This window comes from Brevundimonas sp. Root608 (genome assembly GCF_001427825.1).
In the GTDB taxonomy this organism is placed as follows: domain Bacteria; phylum Pseudomonadota; class Alphaproteobacteria; order Caulobacterales; family Caulobacteraceae; genus Brevundimonas.
The window spans coordinates 229,159-246,070 of the sequence record NZ_LMGT01000001.1 but is presented as its reverse complement, the minus strand read 5'-3'; the positions used below and the strand labels follow the sequence as shown (position 1 = coordinate 246,070).

The window sequence follows — 16,912 nt, the reverse complement described above, 5'->3', positions numbered from 1 at the left end:
AACGCGGTCCACAGACTTCTCCCTCCCCTTCATGGGGAGGGATGTCGGCGCGAAGCGGCGACAGGGTGGGGTACGTCTGGAATTCCCCACCCGGTCGCTGCGCGACCACCTCCCACTTCGGGGGGGGGAGAGCCGTGCGGCGTCAGCCCCGCAGCTTGCGCGTCAGCGTCTCGACGTCCCGGGCGATCTGGTCGTCGAGCCCCATCAGCTCCTCGATCTTGCGCACGCCGTGCAGGACCGTGGTGTGGTCGCGTCCGCCGAAGCGGCGGCCGATGTCGGGATAGGAGCGGGTCGTGTGCTGCTTGCACAGCCACATGGCGATCTGGCGCGGACGCGCGACCGCGCGGGTGCGGCGCTCGCTGAGCAGGTCGGCCTGTTTGAGGCTGAAGTGATCGGCGACGGTCTTCTGGATCTCGTCGACGGTGATGCGGCGCTCGGGCCCGCCGCGCAGGGCCGAACCGAGCAGGGCCTGGGTCTCGTCGATGCTGAGCGAGGACAGGCGGGCGCCGGCGACGGCGGCCAGGGTGTTCACGGCGCCCTCCAGCTCGCGCATCGAGCCGGGCGTGCGGTCGACCAGATGCTCCAGCACCTCGGCCTGGGCCTCGCCCGAGACGACGCCGAGCGCCGCCAGGGTCTGCATGCGGTTGCGGGCCACGGCCAGTTTCAGGGCGCGGTCGGCGGGCTCGACCGGGCAGGTCAGGCCCGAAGCCAGGTGGCTGCGCAGGCGCGGCTCGACCTCGGTCAGGGCCATGGGCGGACGGTCGGCCGAAATGACGATCTTCTTTCCGTCCTCGATCAGGGCGGTCAGCGTCGACAGCAGCTCCTCCTGGGTCGAGGTCTTGCCGCCGACGAACTGGACGTCGTCGATCAGCAGCATGTCGGCGCTGCGCAGGCTGTCCTTGAAGGCCGCGGTCGAGCGATCCTGCATGGCGCGCACGAAGGTCGACAGGAAGCGTTCGGCGGTCAGATAGACGACCTTCGCATCCGGTCGAAGCCGCTGGGCCTCCCAGGCGATGGCGTTGAGCAGGTGGGTCTTGCCGTAGCCATAGGGGCCGCAGAAGAAGATCGGGTTGAAATGGCCGTCGGCCCAGGCCGCGGCCTGGCGGGCGATGGCCAGGGCGAAGGCGTTGCCCTGGCCTTCCACGAAGCTGTCGAAGGTCAGCCGCTCCTGCAGGCCGGCGGCGCGCACGGCGCGGGCGCCGTCGGCGACCGGCGGCACGGTGGCCATGGGCATGGCCATGGGGCGGGGCTGGGCCAGCGGGATGACGTTGGCGCCCTCGGCGCGACCGGCGGCGACCTGGGACGCCGAGGGGGTCGAGCCCATCTCGGCGCGGCAGCGCACGTCGAGACGGCGGGACAGGCCGTCGAGGCCCAGCCACAGCTCATTCATGCGGCGCAGGGCGTTCTTGCGCACCCAGTCGCGGGCATAGGCGGTCGGGGTGACCAGGATCAGCTGGCCCGAACCGTCGGCGCGGACGGCCGACGGCGCGATATAGGAGCTGAACGGCCCCTCGCCGATTTCCGAGCGAAGACGGCCCGCCGCCTCGGTCCAGATGCGATCCGGATCCGTCATCCCCGCCATGCCCGCGCTCCCCGTAACCATCAGCCACCCACTCAAGCCATCACCGCTGACGTCCTTCGAGCGCGCCTGAAACGGGGACGACTTCTCCTGTCCCGCGTGGCGATGGCGCCGCGCAGGTGGGGTCGAACTCTCGAACAGACGTCTCACGCCGACACGAAAACCAGTTCCGCGCCGTCTTCATCCGTGTGGGGATGGAAGTGCGTCAGCGCCCCAAACTTACGCCCGGCGAGGGGGGCGTCAACGCTGATTCGCGACTCGATTTGCACTTAAAATTGTTGACTCCGCTAAAGCCAAACACAGTCAACGAAAAACCGTATTTCGCCACAGACGAGAGCGCCAATTCCAGCCAGGGAGGTTAGCCGCACGCGTGCAAACGGCGAGGAAGCGTCTGCTCCCTCGCCGTTGAAATCGTTGGTATTAACTATGACAGGCCGATGAAAGGCCGTCCGTAACCCGCTGTGTCAGGCAGCCGACATTTTCTTCAGCTGGGCGGCCAGGCGTCCGACCTTGCGCGAGCCCGTGTTCTTGTGAACCACGCCCTTGGAGACGGCGCGCATCAGCTCGGACTGAGCCTCGACGAAGGCCGTCTTGGCCGCGCCGGCGTCGCCGCCCGTGACGGCTTCCTGGAACTTGCGCAGGAAGGTGCGGACACGCGTACGGCGCGCCTTGTTCACTTCGGTGCGGGCAGCGATCTTGCGGATCGCTTTCTTGGCGCCGGCATTGTTGGCCATCAGTCAAACCTTACGAACGGAAACGCCGCGGAGCACGGTCCACGGCGGGGAAATCTCGAAGAGCGCGCGGCTATAGCGGAAAGGGGTTGGGGGGTCAACGCGAGTCTGGCCGGACGTTTCGGTCACGCCGGCGGAGCCGTCAGCGGCGGCGCGCCTGTCGACTCGCCCACGCCTGTGCAGATCCCGCGATTGGTGTCGATGCTCCCGCCTGCCTCACGGCAGGCGTCGGCGTTGCGGTAACTGCGCAGGGTCCAGCCGCCGCCGAAGCCGATGGCCAGAACGAGAATGACGCCGAGAAGCTTGAGCATGACAGATCTCCCTGTCAGCCCAACGCTCAGCGCCCCGTGAAGTTCGGCTTCCGCTTCTCCACGAAGGCCGCCATCCCTTCCTTCTGGTCCTCGAAGGCGAACAGGGAGTGGAACAGGCGGCGTTCGAACTGAACGCCCTGGGTCAGGGTGGTCTCGAGGGCGGCGTTGACCATCTCCTTGTTGGCCATGACGGCCAGGGGGCTCTGCGAGGCGATCTTCGCGGCGATCTTGCGCGCCTCGTCCAGCAAGGTCTCGTGCGGGACGACGCGGCTGGCGAGGCCCGCGCGCTCGGCCTCGGCGGCGTCCATCATCCGGGCGGTCAGGACCATGTCCATGGCCTTGGACTTGCCGACAAGACGGGTCAGGCGCTGGGAGCCGCCGATGCCGGGGGCGACGCCGAGGTTGATCTCGGGCTGGCCGAATTTGGCTTTCTCCGACGCCACGATGAAGTCGCACAGCATGGCCAGTTCGCAGCCGCCGCCGAGGGCGAAGCCGTTGACCGCGGCGATGACCGGCTTGCGGAAGCGGGTGATGCGGTCGTGGCCGAGGGCGAAGAAATTGGCCTTGTACATGTCGGCATAGGACTGGTCCGACATCTCCTTGATGTCGGCGCCGGCGGCGAAGGCCTTGTCGCCCGAGCCGGTCAGGATCAGGCAGCGCACCGTGTCGTCATGCTCCACCGCGTCGAGGAAGTCCGACAGGTCCCTGAAGAGGGCCGAGTTCAGCGCGTTCAGCGCCTCGGGGCGGTTCAGGGTCACCACCGCATAGCCGTCGGCGTGGCGTTCGATGAGCAGGGTGGAATAGCTGTCGGACATGGGGCGCTCCCGAAGTGGCTGGTGGCTAGTGGCTAGTGGCTCGTGAGCGGTGCGTCCAGATTTGGCGGAGATTTGGGCGCCGCCAGAGCCTGCCGGCGACCCGCTGAACACGGGCCACTGGCCACTCGCCACTCTAGCGGCGCGGGATCAGCGCCAGCGTCAGGGCCGCGCGCAGCAGTTCGGCGACAACCACCATGGCCAGAAGGGCGTTGGCGGCGACGACCTGGCCGCGCGGGCCCGAGAGATTCAGCGTCCAGCCGAACAGGGAGGCGAGGGCGAGGACGGCGGCGGCGGTCAGGGCCAGGAGGATCAGCAGCATCAGGGCGACATGGCTGGCCTTGAGCGCCGCCTGCAGCGTGGGACCCTCGTCGAGAGGGCGGGCGCGGCGGCGGAACAGCCAGGCGATCAGGCTGGTCGCCACGGTCTCGGCGAGAACGATCACCGCCAGGGCGCCGAGGAACCACAGGGCCAGGCCACCCGTCTCTCCGCGACGCATCTGCTGCAGGAAGTGCGCGAAATAGGCGCCCCAGACGGCGAGGCCGACGACGAGACTGATCCAGAGGTGGGTCCGGCGATGGGTCATGCGCGGTCCTTACCCCTTCAGTCCGGCCCTGTCCGCTTCAGTCCGATGTCGGCGGGCCTGGCCGTCGCCGGCTCACGCCTGCAGAAGTCGGGGCGGCCGCCAAGACCGCCCCGTTTCGGCGACTAGAGGACGCTGCGGGGCGACTCGTCGCGGCGAACGTCGTCGTGGCGGCCGTCCACGGCCCGGTCGATCCAGCGATGGTTCCGGCCGCCGTAGAGGCCGCCGAAGATCGCGGCGATGGCGCCGATCAGCATGGTCAGGAAGCCCCACAGGGCCAGCATGGCGGTGGTGTCGGCGACTTCCTCGGCGGCGACCGGGGCCGGCAGCGGAGCCGGGGCGACCAGCTCGCCCTCGATCACGCGGCTGCCGGGGGTAACGTCCGTCACCACCGTGTCGCCGATCTCGCCGTCCCGGGCGTCGCCGCCGACCAGGGCCGCGGCCCCGCCGGCGCCGGCCGCGCTGGCGATGGTGATGGCCAGCAGGAAGGCAAGGGCCCAGACGGCGAGGCCGTGCAGGGCGCCCTTGTGGTGATCGGCGTATTTGGCCGCGCGCGACGCGACCGCGCCGCCGACGAACAGGGCGATGGCGTTGGCGAAGGCCATCCACATGCCGGCCGCGGCAGTGAAGCCGGACGAGTCGCCGCCGTCGAAATCATAGGGATTGAAGGCCGAGGCTCCGAGGGCCACGCCGAGCAGGTTCAGCATCGCGCCCACGGCGACGGCCACGATGGCGCCGGCGATGACGGCCGGCCACGAGATCAGGGTGTGAAGCGGGTGGCGAATGGGGTCGGAGATATAGGCGTCGGTCATGGTGTCCCTCCAAGGCAATGACTTGGGGCCACAACCGCTGCACGGCCTCGCGGTTCCGTCCGTCAGGTCGCGGGGTCCGCCTTCGCCTCGCTGATCCAGACGGTGAGGCGCCGGACCATCGGCTCATACGGGAACTGGCCCATCGATTCATAGTGCTGGTCGTCGATGCGCCACTGGCCGTCCTCGAGGACGAGGTTGTAGGTCTTGCGGTGGACCGCATTGCCCGGTTCGGCGAACCCCTGGACGACGGCCACGTCCGCGCTGTCCGGCCCGGTCGAGGTTGCGGTGACCGACTGCAGCACCGGCGTGCCGTCCTGACAGTCGCAGATCGGGTGGGCCTCGAAGAAGCCGACGTCGCCCTCGTGCGTCAGCCGGTCGCTCTCGGCGAGCAGGGCCCGGGTGCGCGCGGACCAGATCGTGCGCTCCTCAATGCGTTCGGCGGGGCCGCCCGGCATGTCGCCCTCCCCGTAGAGGGACCGCACGAAGGCCTCGGGCGTCGCGGGGGCCGGGGCCGCCGTAGCGGACGCTCCGGGCGCCCCCGACGGCTCCGGAGCGGGAGAACAGGCGGCCAGCGCCAGGGCGGCGACTGCAGGCATCAAGATCTTGCGCATGGGCTTCCTGTCCGGGTCATTGATCCGGGCCGCGGTGCGCCTTTCGACCGTGGCCGGCGTTCAGGCCTTCAGCTCTACCATATCCGCCAGCTTGAGCACCGTGTTCCAGTTGCGGCCCGTGCCCATGCCCAGCATGCGGGGCGTCCCCTTCCTGAAGATCGCGGACTCGCCCTGTCCCTTGGGGAACCAGAAATAGAGAACGCCGTCGACGGCCTGGACCGCCTCGCCGTCCTCCGCCAGGGCCCGGCAGGCCTCCAGCGCGCCGTCCCTGATCCCGTCCTTCATGACCATCGCCTGCACCCTGGCCGGATGAGCCCTCGCTTCGGCGGGGAAGGGGTTGGCGGCGATCAGCCTGGCCCACTGTTCCGGGGTGCGGACCATGGCGGCGACCTTGAGGCCGAAGGTCCTGTCCATGGCGGCTTCGATATCGGCCTCAAGGGCGGCGGCCGCCTTGCCGCTTTCGACGACCAGATTGCCGCTGGCCTGAAGCGTGCGCGGATTCTTCAGCCCCATGGCCTCGGCCATCGCCCGCTGCTCGCCGGCCGGCGCGCGGACGCCGCCGGTGTTCATGCCCCGGAACAGGATGATGCGGTGGGTCATGGCGTCACCGCTTCTGGCAGGACGGGCAGAAGAAGGTCGAACGTCCACCCTGGACGATGCGTTTGACCACGCCGGAGCAGCCGTCTCCGGGGCAGGGCTTTCCTTCGCGGCCGTAGACGTCGAAGCGGTGCTGGAAATAGCCCTGTCCGCCGTCGGCGTTGGCGAAATCCTTCAGCGTCGAACCGCCGGCGGCGATGGCGTCGTTGAGGACATCGCGGACCACCGCGGTCAGGGTTTCGAGGCGCGGTTTCGACACCTTGCCGGCCGGGGTCAGGGGCGAGATGCGGGCGCGGTACAGGGCCTCGCAGACATAGATGTTGCCCAGTCCGGCGACGATGCGCTGGTCCAGCAGGCTGACCTTGATGGTCTGCTTCTTGCCCGTGAAGGCCTCGGCCAGCCGGGCGCCCGAGAAGCCGTTGCCCAGCGGCTCGGGGCCAAGACCGGCGAACCAAGGATGGGCCTCGACCTCGCCGGTCGGGATCAGGCCCATGAAGCCGAAGCGGCGGGCGTCGGCGAAGCCGAGGCGGGTGGTCGCTCCGCCCTTCACCGCGCACAGGCTGACGTGCTCGTGCTTGCCGGCGATGGGGGCCGGCTCCTCGAACTCGCCCAGCTGTTCGCCGTCGAGGGTGAAGCGGCCGGTCATGCCGAGGTGGGTGACCCAGGTCTCGCCGGTCGACAGCGGCATCAGCAGATATTTGGCCCGGCGGTCGATGCGTTCGACCGTCGCCCCCTCCAGCCGGTCGACGAACCGGTCGGGGAAGGGGAAGCGCAGGTCGGGCCGGTTCTGGCGCACGCGCGTCAGCCGCGCCCCGGTCAGGACCGGCTCGAGGCCGCGGCGGACGGTTTCGACCTCGGGGAGTTCGGGCATGGACTACGGCAGCAGGTCCGCGGGCAGAATCTGGCTGGCCAGCAGGGTCTCCATGCCGTCCCAGCGGTTCGGCCCCTGCCGTTCGACCCAGGCCTGGACCACGTCGCGACCGAGGCCGTAGTTGATGACGTAGCTGCGGTAGGTGTCGATGAAACGCAGGCGCTGGGCGGCCTTGGCCGGGTCGGCGAGGCTGTATTTCGACAGCCGGGCGATGGTCTCGTCGCGTCCGACCCGCCCGGCCAGATAATCGTCGGCGATGGTGTATTCAGCCCGCGCCAGACGGCGCTGCAGCGCGCCGAGTTGCGCCTTCTTCTCCGCCATCGACGGGTCGAGACCGGCGAGAGGAAACAGGACGTCGCGCTCGAACGCGGTGGCCTCGTCGCCGGGGAAGGCCAGGTCGATGCCGTAGTTGGCGCTGCCCTCGGCCACGAAGGACATGGGGCTGAACAGCGGATAGACGCTCATCTCGACCCAGTTGCGGTCGCGCACGAAGGTCTTTTCCAGCAGGGCGTTGTAGACGTGGTGGCCGGGGTAGCCCTCGTGGCAGCCGAGGTCGATCGCCCGCTCGGTATAGATGGGGAAGTCGGCGTTGATCTCGATCCGGCTGGCCGCGTCGCCGAGGTAGTAGTTGTACCCCGACCACGGCTTGTCGCCGACGAAGCTGAGGGTGAACCGCTCATTGGCCGGCAGGTCGATGTGCCGGACGGTGCGGCGGCGGCACTCGGCGATGGCGGCCTCCATCACCGGCTGCAGCCGATCCTTCGGAATGACATAGTGGGCCTTGAAGGCCGTGACCCGGTCGGTCAGCGAGCCGGGACCCGGGATCAGGGCGTCGATCTCGGCCAGGATGGGGTCATAGGTCGACAGCGGCAGGAGGTCGGGGCGGATGCCGAACAGGGCCTCGGCCTCGTCAGCGAAGCCCATCTTCTCGCCCGACAGCATGCGCAGTCGCGCCGAGGCGGCGGAGACGTGGGCCAGCAGATATTTACGGCGCTGGGCGACGACGGGCTCGACCCCGCGGGTCGCGACAGCGTTCAGCCGTTCGGTCAGGGATGCGGCGCCCTGGATCAGCTGCGGGACGGTGCGCGGGTTCGCCTTCGCGGCCTCCTGCCATTCGGCGGGGCCGTAATAGGCGTCGACATAGCCGGGCTCGCGTTCGCCGATCTCGAGGATCAGGGCGACATAGTCGCGGGCGATGGCGTCCAGATTGTCCCCGGACGGATCGGGCGCCGGCGTCGGCGCGGTGGCGCAGGCGCCCACCAGCATCAGCAGTCCAAGCAGAAAGGCGCGCATCGGGGACCTCCATCGGCGAAGCGGGCGCACGCTAGATCACGATGCGCCGGGCCGGAACCGTGTAAATCGTCCCGGGCGGCTTTGGTTCGAGGGGCGCGCATTCGGGATTGAGGGCGGCGCGGTCCTGCTGTAAGGCCCTTCGTCCGGCGCTTTCGCCGCCGACGCACCCGTAGCTCAGCTGGATAGAGTACTGCCCTCCGAAGGCAGGGGTCAGAGGTTCGAATCCTCTCGGGTGCGCCATTCTTCTCCTGCCCTCCGGCCCGGAGCTCCCCGTGACCGACGCCCTGCCGACCCAGCCGACCGGCCAGCCCGTCGGGCGGGTCATCGCCATGCCGGCGGACACCAATCCCGAGGGCGACATCTTCGGCGGCTGGCTGCTGGCGCACATGGATCTGGCGGGCGCGACGCCGGCTTTCGAACTGGCCCAGGGCCGCTGCGTGACCATCGCCCTGGACGGCATGGTCTTCCACCAGCCCGTCTCGGTGGGCGACGAGGTGTCGCTGTACGCCCAGGTGATCAAGGTCGGCCGGACCTCTGTCCGCGTCCATGTCGAATGCTGGAAACGGCCCCGCGACAAGGGCTCGGCCGCCTCGGTGCGCGTGACCGAGGGCGTCTTCACCTATGTGGCCATCGATCAGGACCGCAAGCCGCGGCCCCTGCCGCATCTGTCGGCATAAAACCCAGCGCGACACTGGGAAATCTTGATCTTTCGGCCCGCTCCGCCTATCTCGCGGGCATGTCCATTCGCCGCATCCTCACCATCGACAACGCCGCCGACCTGGCCGTGCTGAAGCAGGTCTCCACCCCCGTCGAAGGGCCGGTGACCGACGACCTGCGCCGTCTGATGGACGACATGCTGGAGACGATGTACGACGCGCCCGGCATCGGCTTGGCCGCCGTCCAGATCGGCGACACGCGCCGCGTCATCGTCATGGACCTGGGCGACAGGGGGGGCGCCGCCGACGACCTCGACCCCGCCGAAATGAGCGATGAGGACCGCGCGAAGTGGGACGCCGAACGCCGCAACCCGCGCTTCCTCGTCAATCCCGAGATCGTCTGGGCCTCCGACGAGATGTTCACCTATGAGGAAGGCTGCCTGTCGGTGCCCGAGTATTTCGACTCGGTCGAACGCCCCGCGCGCGTGCGCCTGAAATACCTGAACTACGACGGTCATACCGTCGAGGAAGAGGCCGCAGGGCTTTATGCGGTCTGTATCCAGCACGAGATGGACCACCTCGAGGGCGTGCTGTTCATCGACCACCTGTCGCGGCTGAAGCGCGACCGCGCCGTGGCCAGGGTGAAGAAGAACGCAAGGCTGGCCGCCTGATGGCCCGTCTCAAGCGCGCACGCGACCGCATCATCGACCCGGCCGGCCGCCGCCGCCTGACCCGCAACGAGAAGGTCGGCGTCGCCAGCGTCGCGACCCTGATCGGCGTCGCCGCCCTGGGCGTCATCGCCGGGGTCATCCTGGACCGGCTGCTCGATTTCGACGACGCGCTGGACGCGGGCGGCGAATGGGATGAGGGCGGCGGCGTCTCGACCCGCTGGCAGTAAGCGGCGCCAACCTCTAAAGGCCCTCCCATGCGCCTCGCCTTCATGGGTACCCCCGATTTCGCCGTGCCGTCGCTGGCCGAGCTCATCGCCTCGGGCCATGAGATCGTGGCCGTCTATTCCCAGCCGCCCCGACCGAAGGGCCGGGGCCAGAAGCTGACGCCGTCGCCGGTCCACGCCTTCGCCGAAACCATGGGCCTGCCGGTGTTCACGCCGGAGTCGATGAAATCCCCCGAAGCCATCGCCACCTTCCGGAGCCTGGATGTCGACGCGGCCTGCGTGGTCGCCTACGGCCAGATCCTCAAGCGTGAGGTGCTGGACGCGCCGCGTCTGGGATGTTTCAACCTGCACGGCTCCTTGCTGCCGCGCTGGCGCGGGGCCGCCCCGATACAGCGCGCCATCATGGCCGGCGACCGCCAGACCGGGGTGCAGATCATGCGCATGTCCGAGGGTCTGGACGAGGGGCCGATCCTGCTTTCGGAGGTGATGGATATCCGGCCTGACGACACCGCGGCGACCCTGTCGGAGCGCATGTCGCACACGGGGGCCAGCCTGTGGCCGCGCGCCCTGGCCGCGATCGAGCGCGGCGGGGTGGAGGGGACCGGACAGGCCGGAGAACCGACCTATGCGAAAAAGATCACACCGGCCGAGGCGCGCATCGACTGGACCCGCCCGGCGACCGAGGTCGACGCCCATATCCGGGGCCTGTCGCCCTTCCCCGGCGCATGGTTCGAGGCGCCGGGCCCGGAGGGTCCGGTGCGGATCAAGGCCCTGATGTCGCGTCTGTCGCTGCGCGGATCAGGCGCGCCGGGCGAGGTGCTGGACGGCGAGCTGCGCATCGCCACGGGCGATGGCGCGGTTCGGCTGTTGCGGGTGCAGCGCGCCGGCAAGGCGGTCCAGACGCCGGATGAAATGCTGCGCGGCTTCCCCCTGCCCGCCGGAACGCGGCTGGTCTGATGGCCCGCTACCGGCTGACCCTGGAATACGACGGCTCGGACTATAACGGCTTTCAGGCCCAGCCCGACCAGCCGACGGTGCAGGGCGCCGTCGAGACGGCCATCACCGCCTTCAGCGGTCAGACCGTGCGCATCGCCGCCGCGGGGCGGACGGACACCGGGGTTCACGCCACCGGTCAGGTGATCAGCTTCGACCTCGACAAGGCCTGGCCCGAGCGGACGGTGATGAACGCCCTGAACGCCCATCTGGTCGGCGAGGCGGTGTCGGTGCTGGACTGCGCCGCGGTGGACGACGAATTCCACGCCCGTTTCTCGGCGACAGGGCGGCGCTATCTGTATCGCATCCTCAACCGTCGCGGTCCGCCGGCGCTGGACAAGGGCAAGGTCTGGCACGTCCGCAAGCGGATGGACGAAGAGGCCATGCATGAAGCGGCGCAGGCCCTCGTGGGTCTGCATGACTTCACCACCTTCCGCGATGTGAACTGCCAGTCGAAATCGCCGGAGAAGACGCTGGACGTCGCCCGCGTCTTCCGCAACGGGGACGAGATCTATCTGCAGTTCGAGGCGCGCAGCTTCCTGCACCGGCAGGTGCGCTCCATGACTGGCACCCTGGCCGAGGTGGGTCAGGGCCGCTGGGCGGTCAAGGATGTCGCGGCGGCGCTGGCGGCGCGCGACCGCGCGGCCTGCGGGCCCGTGGCGCCGTCCGACGGGCTGTATCTGACGTGCGTGGACTACTGATGTGAAAAGGCCCGCCGGACGTCGGCGGGCCCCTCGTTCGCTCTGCGGCGTCCCGGAGCGCCGCGCCGCGGCGTCCGGGATGACAACCTAGTTCTTGGCGTCTTCAGCCGTCGTGGCGACGGCGTTGCCGACGGCCGAGACGTCGCGTCCGGCGCCGGCGACGGTGTTGCAGGCCGAGACAGCCAGGGCGGCGGCGACGAGGGTCAGGGCGATGATCTTCTTCATGGGAGTTTCCTTTGGGGGAGTTGAACCTTCACCGTTAAACGCAAGCGTGGCGGCGGGGTTGCATGGCCAAGCCGGGGGTCGATCTGCTAACCCGCCCCCTATGACCCAGCCCGCGAACACCGCCGCCCGCCGCCTTGTCGAAACCCTCGTCATGAACGGGATCGACCGCGTCTTCTGCGTCCCGGGCGAGAGCTATCTGGCCGTGCTGGACGCGCTGGCGGACGTGCGGGACAGGATCCAGGTGATCGCCTGCCGGCATGAGGCGGGGGCCGCCAACATGGCCGAGGCCTGGGGCAAACTGACCGGCAGGCCCGGCGTCTGCATGGTCACGCGGGGGCCCGGCGCCACCCACGCCTCGATCGGGGTGCACACGGCGCACCAGGACTCCACGCCGATGCTCCTGTTCGTCGGCCAGATCGCCCTCACCGACCGGGGCCGCGGCGCCTTCCAGGAGGTCGACTACCGCGAGGTGTTCGGCGGCCTGGCCAAATGGGCGACCGAGATCGAGAGCCCGGAACGCACCGTCGAGGTGGTCGAGCGCGCTTTCGCCACCGCGCTTCAGGGGCGGATGGGGCCGGTGGTCATCGCCCTGCCCGAAGACATCCTGCACGCCGACGGGGGGCCGGCGCCGATCCGGCCGGTCACGCCCGCGCAGGCGGCGCTGGATCCGGCCTTCGTCGAACAGGTCCGCGCCCGTCTGGCCAAGGCGGAACGCCCGCTGCTGGTGCTGGGCGGCTCGGGCTGGAGCGAGGAAGCCGCCGCCGCCATCGGCGACTGGGCCGAACGGCTGGGCCTCCCCGTCAGCCTGTCCTTCCGGCGCAAGGACATCCTGTCCAACGACCGGCCCAACTACGCCGGCGACCTGGGCCTCGGCTGCAATCCGAAGCTGACGGCCCGGGCGAAGGCCGCCGACCTCGTCGTCGCCATCGGCGCCCGGCTGGGCGAGAATCCGACGCAGGGCTACACCCTGTTCGACCGCGCCCGGACGGCCGAGACCCTGGTTCACATCCATCCCGGCGCGGAGGAGCTGGGCCGGGTCTGGACCCCGCTGATGAGCGCCACCGCCGACAATTCCCTGGCCGCCCTAGCGCTCTCGGCCATCGATCCGGGCCGGACCTGGCATGACGAGGCCGCCGCCGCGCACGCCGACTATCAGGCCTTCTCGACGCCCGTGCCCGTGACCGGGGCGGTGAACATGAGCGAATGCATGGCCCATCTCGGCGAGAGCCTGCCGCCGACCGCCATCGTCACCAACGGCGCGGGCAATTTCGCCGCCTGGCTGCACCGCTTCTATCGCCACCGCGCCTGCCGCACCCAGCTGGCCCCGACATCCGGCGCCATGGGCTACGGCTATCCCGCCGCCATCGCGGCCAAGAGCGTGCATCCCGACCGCGACGTCGTCTGCATCGCCGGCGACGGCGACTACCTGATGACCGGCCAGGAGATCGCCACGGCGGTCCAGTACGGCATCAACGTCGTGGTCGTGGTCGTCGACAACGGCACCTACGGCACTATCCGCATGCACCAGGAAGGCCACTATCCGGGCCCCGACCGGGTCATTGCCACCGATCTGAGGAACCCCGATTTCGTCAAATACGCCGAGGCCTTCGGCGCCTTCGGCGTCCGCTGCGAGCGGACCGAAGACTTCCCCGCCGCCCTGGCCGCGGCGCGGAACGCCGGCCGCCCCGCCCTCGTTCACCTGATCACCTCGGCCGAGGATATCGCGCCCAACCGCACGATCACCGGCCTGCGCTCGTAACAGGAGCCGTCATGCGCCCTGCCCTCGCCCTGACCGCCGCCGCCCTGCTGGCGGCCTGCGCCACCCCCGCCGCGCCGCCGCCCCAGGGACCGCCTGAGGTCGTTATCGGCGAGGACTGCGCCGTGATCGCCGCCGTGGCGAAGGATCACTATCGCTTCAACACCACCGACAACCGGCCGCCGCCGCTCCGCTTCGAGGGCGATTACGCGCCGCGCTGCGACTGGAGCCGCTACGGTCTGGCCTTCGAAGCCTGGGATCCCAACGCGACCGGCGATCCACGCCGGCGGGTGCGCTGGGTCAGCTTCGCCCGGCCGGTCTACGACGGACGCGGCGCCCTGGTGGCGACCGGCATCATGCACGGCCCCCTCGCCGGCATGGGCTACGAATGCCGGGTTCATTCCGGCTTCAACGGCTGGACCGTCGGCGAATGCCGCAGGACCTGGGTCTCCTGACGCTCAGCCGGTGACGGCGGGGCCGCGCCCGCCTATGTTCCGCCGATGACCGACACCGCCGCCGACTCCGCCGACCGCCCCCTCACCCAGGACGGCCCCGCCGTGCGGCTGTGGATGATCGACGCCTCGGCCTACATCTTCCGCGCCTACCACGCCCTGCCGCCCCTGACGCGCAAGTCCGACGGCCTGCCCGTCGGCGCCGTTCAGGGCTACTGCAACATGCTGTGGAAGCTGATCCGCGACATGAAGGGCGACGACGGCCCGACCCATCTGGTCGCCGTCTTCGACCATTCGGAGAAGACCTTCCGCAACGCCATGTACGACCAGTACAAGGCCAACCGCTCGGCCCCGCCCGAGGACCTGATTCCCCAGTTCCCGCTGGTCCGCGAGGCCACGGCGGCCTTCGGCGTCCCCTGCGTCGAACTGCCCGGCTACGAGGCCGACGACCTGATCGCCACCTATGCCTGCAAGGCCCGCGACGCCGGCGGCGAGGCGGTGATCGTCTCCTCCGACAAGGACCTGATGCAGCTGATCGGCCCCTCGGTGGTCATGTGGGACCCGATGAAGGAGCGCCGCCTCGCCGAGGAGGCCGTGTTCGAGAAATTCGGCGTCACCCCCGACAAGGTGGTCGAGGTCCAGGCCCTGATCGGCGACAGCGTCGACAACGTCCCCGGCGCCCCCGGCATCGGCCCCAAGACGGCGGCCCAGCTGATCCTCGAATACGGCGACCTCGACACGCTGCTGGCCCGCGCCGGCGAGATCAAACAGCCCAAGCGGCGCGAGACCCTGATCGAATTCGCCGACCAGATCCGCCTCTCGCGCGAGCTCTGCCGCCTCGACTGCAGCGCCCCCGCCCCCGAACCGATCGACGACTTCATCGTCCGCGACCCCGACCCCGAAGCGCTCGCGGCCTTCCTCGACCGGATGGAGTTCCGCTCCCTGCGCAGCCGGGTCGGCGACGGCAAGGCCCCGGCGACCAACGGCACGGCCTTCGTCGCCCGGCCGAAAATCCCTTCCGCCCCGGTGGCTGCGCCCCGCTACGGCCAGGTCGCGACCGGCCCGGCCGAGGCCCAGGCCTTCGACGTCGAGGCCTATCGCTGCATCCAGACCCTGGAGGAGCTGGACGCCTGGATCGCCCGGGCGACGGAGGCGGGGGTGGTCGGGTTCGACACCGAGACGGACGCGCTGTCGGCGACGCATGCGGGGCTGTGCGGGGTGTCGCTGGCGATCGGGCCGAACGACGCCTGCTATGTGCCGCTGACGCATGCGCATGAGCCGGCGGCGAACGCGGGGGGGCTGGATTTCGGCGAGCAGACGGAGACGCGCGAGGCCATCACCCAGGTCGACAAGGCCGAGGCGCTGCAAAGGCTGAAGGGCCTGCTGGAGAACCCCGCCGTGCTCAAGGTGATGCAGAACGGCAAGTACGACATGGCCGTCATGGCCCAGCGGGGCGTCCGCGTCGCGCCGATCGACGACACCATGCTGATCTCATACGTCCTCGAGGGCGGGCTGCACGGGCACGGCATGGACGAGCTGGCGCGGCTGCATCTCGGCCACGACCCGATCCCGTTCAAACAGGTGGCGGGGACGGGCAAGTCACAGAAGTCGTTCAAACATGTCGAGCTGAAACCGGCCACCTGCTACGCCGCCGAGGACGCCGACGTGACCCTGCGCCTGTGGCGCCGGCTCAAGCCGCGGCTGGCCGAGGAACACCTGACCACCGTCTATGAGACGCTGGAGCGCGGCATGCCCGCCGTTCTCGCCGACATGGAGCGGGCCGGCGTCCGCGTCGATCCCGACCGGCTCAAACGCCTGTCGTCCGAGTTCGGCATGCGCATGGCCGAGCTGGAGGCCCAGGCCCACCAGATCGCCGGCCGTCCCTTCAACATCGGCTCGCCCAGACAGATCGGCGACATCCTGTTCGGCGAGATGAACCTGACCGGCGGCAAGAAGACCGCCAGCGGCCAGTGGGGCACCGACGCCAGCGTGCTGGAAGAACTGGCCCTGACCCACGACCTGCCGCGCGTCCTGCTGGACTGGCGCCAGCTGTCCAAGCTCAAGGGCACCTATACCGACGCCCTGATCGAGGCCGCCGACAAGACCACCGACCGCGTCCACACCAGCTACCAGCTGGCCGCCGCCACCACCGGCCGCCTGGCCAGCAGCGATCCCAACCTCCAGAACATCCCGATCCGCACCGAGACCGGCCGCCAGATCCGCCAGGCCTTCATCGCCGCCCCCGGCCATGTCCTGATCAGCGCCGACTACAGCCAGATCGAGCTGCGCCTGCTGGCCCACATCGGCGACATCCCGGAACTCAAACGCGCCTTCGCCGCCGGCATCGACATCCACACCGCCACGGCCAGCGAGATGTTCGGCGTCCCCGTCGACCAGATGGACCCCGAGACGCGCCGCCGCGCCAAGGCGATCAATTTCGGCATCGTCTACGGCATCTCGGCCTTCGGCCTGGCCAACCAGCTGAACATCGACCAGGGCGAGGCCGGGGCCTACATCAAGACCTATTTCGAGCGCTTCCCCGGCATCCGCGCCTATATGGACGCGATGAAGGCCCAGGTGCGCGAGACGGGCCGGGTCGAGACCGTCTTCGGCCGCCGCATCCACATTCCCGCCATCCACTCAAAGTCGGGGGCCGAGCGACAGTTCGGCGAGCGCGCCGCCATCAACGCCCCCATCCAGGGCGCCGCCGCCGACATCATCCGCCGCGCCATGATCCGCATGCCCGGGGCGCTGGCCGAGGCCGGGCTATCGACGCGCATGCTGCTGCAGGTCCACGACGAACTGGTCTTCGAGGCCCCGGAAGCCGAGGCGGAGCGGGCGATCGTGGTGATCAAGCGGACCATGCAGGGGGCGGCGGAACCGGCCGTGGCGCTGACGGTGCCGCTGGTGGTGGAGGCGCGGGCAGCGGGGAACTGGGACGAGGCGCACTGAGGGGGCAGCCTCGGGGCGGTCCATCTCTGATCGGAGCGCCATCCTCGCAGCGGCAGACGAAGCTGAGCCGTTGCCATAGTTC

At 69.6% G+C, this 16,912-nt stretch carries 19 protein-coding genes and 1 tRNA gene; 9 read left to right on the top strand and 11 right to left on the bottom strand.

Annotated elements, in window-relative coordinates; translation table 11 throughout:
- Nucleotides 1–142 precede the first annotated feature (142 nt).
- From dnaA to ASD59_RS01240, 10 genes are all read right to left on the bottom strand, one after another.
- On the bottom strand, nucleotides 143–1,603 hold the full coding sequence (gene dnaA / locus ASD59_RS01285) for a chromosomal replication initiator protein DnaA (RefSeq protein ID WP_082559996.1): 1,461 nt from the start codon (nucleotides 1,601–1,603) through the stop codon (nucleotides 143–145).
- Nucleotides 1,604–2,043: 440 nt separating this feature from the next.
- The gene (gene rpsT, locus ASD59_RS01280) at nucleotides 2,044–2,313 is read right to left on the bottom strand and encodes a 30S ribosomal protein S20 (RefSeq protein WP_055827132.1); all 270 of its coding nucleotides are present in this window, start codon (nucleotides 2,311–2,313) and stop codon (nucleotides 2,044–2,046) included.
- Nucleotides 2,314–2,435: 122 nt separating this feature from the next.
- Nucleotides 2,436–2,621 carry a hypothetical protein gene (locus ASD59_RS01275; RefSeq protein WP_055827130.1) on the bottom strand — a complete coding sequence of 62 codons (186 nt, stop codon included), beginning with the start codon at nucleotides 2,619–2,621 and terminating at the stop codon, nucleotides 2,436–2,438.
- Nucleotides 2,622–2,647: 26 nt separating this feature from the next.
- A complete protein-coding gene (locus ASD59_RS01270; RefSeq protein ID WP_055827128.1) occupies nucleotides 2,648–3,436 on the bottom strand; it encodes an enoyl-CoA hydratase-related protein in 789 nt (262 codons plus the stop codon).
- A 133-nt stretch (nucleotides 3,437–3,569) separates the two neighbouring features.
- Nucleotides 3,570–4,019 carry a hypothetical protein gene (locus ASD59_RS01265; protein WP_055827125.1) on the bottom strand — a complete coding sequence of 150 codons (450 nt, stop codon included), beginning with the start codon at nucleotides 4,017–4,019 and terminating at the stop codon, nucleotides 3,570–3,572.
- A gap of 122 nt (nucleotides 4,020–4,141) precedes the next feature.
- Nucleotides 4,142–4,828 (bottom strand): hypothetical protein, encoded by a 687-nt coding sequence (locus ASD59_RS01260; protein WP_055827120.1) that lies wholly within the window; start codon nucleotides 4,826–4,828, stop codon nucleotides 4,142–4,144.
- Between the two features lie 62 nt (nucleotides 4,829–4,890).
- The gene (locus ASD59_RS01255; protein ID WP_055827117.1) at nucleotides 4,891–5,439 is read right to left on the bottom strand and encodes a DUF3828 domain-containing protein; all 549 of its coding nucleotides are present in this window, start codon (nucleotides 5,437–5,439) and stop codon (nucleotides 4,891–4,893) included.
- Between the two features lie 60 nt (nucleotides 5,440–5,499).
- The gene (locus ASD59_RS01250; RefSeq protein ID WP_055827116.1) at nucleotides 5,500–6,039 is read right to left on the bottom strand and encodes a DUF1697 domain-containing protein; all 540 of its coding nucleotides are present in this window, start codon (nucleotides 6,037–6,039) and stop codon (nucleotides 5,500–5,502) included.
- A 4-nt stretch (nucleotides 6,040–6,043) separates the two neighbouring features.
- Nucleotides 6,044–6,907 carry a bifunctional DNA-formamidopyrimidine glycosylase/DNA-(apurinic or apyrimidinic site) lyase gene (gene mutM, locus ASD59_RS01245; RefSeq protein ID WP_055827113.1) on the bottom strand — a complete coding sequence of 288 codons (864 nt, stop codon included), beginning with the start codon at nucleotides 6,905–6,907 and terminating at the stop codon, nucleotides 6,044–6,046.
- Between the two features lie 3 nt (nucleotides 6,908–6,910).
- A complete protein-coding gene (locus ASD59_RS01240) occupies nucleotides 6,911–8,200 on the bottom strand; it encodes a hypothetical protein (RefSeq protein ID WP_055827110.1) in 1,290 nt (429 codons plus the stop codon).
- A gap of 163 nt (nucleotides 8,201–8,363) precedes the next feature.
- Here ASD59_RS01240 and ASD59_RS01235 point away from each other — a divergent pair.
- From ASD59_RS01235 to truA, 6 genes are all read left to right on the top strand, one after another.
- Nucleotides 8,364–8,440: transfer RNA gene (locus ASD59_RS01235), tRNA-Arg, on the top strand.
- A gap of 89 nt (nucleotides 8,441–8,529) precedes the next feature.
- Nucleotides 8,530–8,877, top strand: coding sequence for an acyl-CoA thioesterase (locus ASD59_RS01230; RefSeq protein WP_156376940.1), 348 nt, complete (start codon nucleotides 8,530–8,532; stop codon nucleotides 8,875–8,877).
- Between the two features lie 59 nt (nucleotides 8,878–8,936).
- Nucleotides 8,937–9,527: a peptide deformylase gene (locus ASD59_RS01225; RefSeq protein WP_055827105.1), complete on the top strand. Its 591-nt coding sequence runs from the start codon at nucleotides 8,937–8,939 to the stop codon at nucleotides 9,525–9,527.
- Complete coding sequence (locus ASD59_RS01220) at nucleotides 9,527–9,754, top strand: hypothetical protein (RefSeq protein WP_055827102.1); 228 nt, start codon at nucleotides 9,527–9,529, stop codon at nucleotides 9,752–9,754. Before ASD59_RS01225 ends, ASD59_RS01220 begins: the two co-directional genes overlap by 1 nt.
- A 27-nt stretch (nucleotides 9,755–9,781) precedes the next feature.
- The gene (gene fmt / locus ASD59_RS01215; RefSeq protein WP_055827099.1) at nucleotides 9,782–10,708 is read left to right on the top strand and encodes a methionyl-tRNA formyltransferase; all 927 of its coding nucleotides are present in this window, start codon (nucleotides 9,782–9,784) and stop codon (nucleotides 10,706–10,708) included.
- Nucleotides 10,708–11,445 carry a tRNA pseudouridine(38-40) synthase TruA gene (truA, locus tag ASD59_RS01210; RefSeq protein WP_055827095.1) on the top strand — a complete coding sequence of 246 codons (738 nt, stop codon included), beginning with the start codon at nucleotides 10,708–10,710 and terminating at the stop codon, nucleotides 11,443–11,445. The genes fmt and truA overlap by 1 nt, the downstream gene beginning before the upstream one ends.
- An 87-nt stretch (nucleotides 11,446–11,532) precedes the next feature.
- On the opposite strand, the gene ASD59_RS01205 is transcribed toward truA, so the two are convergent.
- Nucleotides 11,533–11,670, bottom strand: a complete 138-nt coding sequence (locus ASD59_RS01205) for an entericidin A/B family lipoprotein (protein WP_055827092.1) — start codon at nucleotides 11,668–11,670, stop codon at nucleotides 11,533–11,535.
- 100 nt (nucleotides 11,671–11,770) lie between these two features.
- Here ASD59_RS01205 and ASD59_RS01200 point away from each other — a divergent pair, with 100 nt between their 5' ends.
- The 3 genes from ASD59_RS01200 to polA are packed head-to-tail and all read left to right on the top strand — an operon-like array spanning nucleotide 11,771 to nucleotide 16,830.
- Complete coding sequence (locus tag ASD59_RS01200) at nucleotides 11,771–13,429, top strand: thiamine pyrophosphate-binding protein (RefSeq protein ID WP_055827089.1); 1,659 nt, start codon at nucleotides 11,771–11,773, stop codon at nucleotides 13,427–13,429.
- An 11-nt stretch (nucleotides 13,430–13,440) separates the two neighbouring features.
- Entirely contained in the window at nucleotides 13,441–13,881 is a 441-nt protein-coding gene (locus tag ASD59_RS01195; RefSeq protein ID WP_055827086.1) for a hypothetical protein, read from the top strand.
- A gap of 45 nt (nucleotides 13,882–13,926) precedes the next feature.
- A complete protein-coding gene (gene polA / locus ASD59_RS01190; protein ID WP_055827083.1) occupies nucleotides 13,927–16,830 on the top strand; it encodes a DNA polymerase I in 2,904 nt (967 codons plus the stop codon).
- Nucleotides 16,831–16,912: the final 82 nt, after the last annotated feature.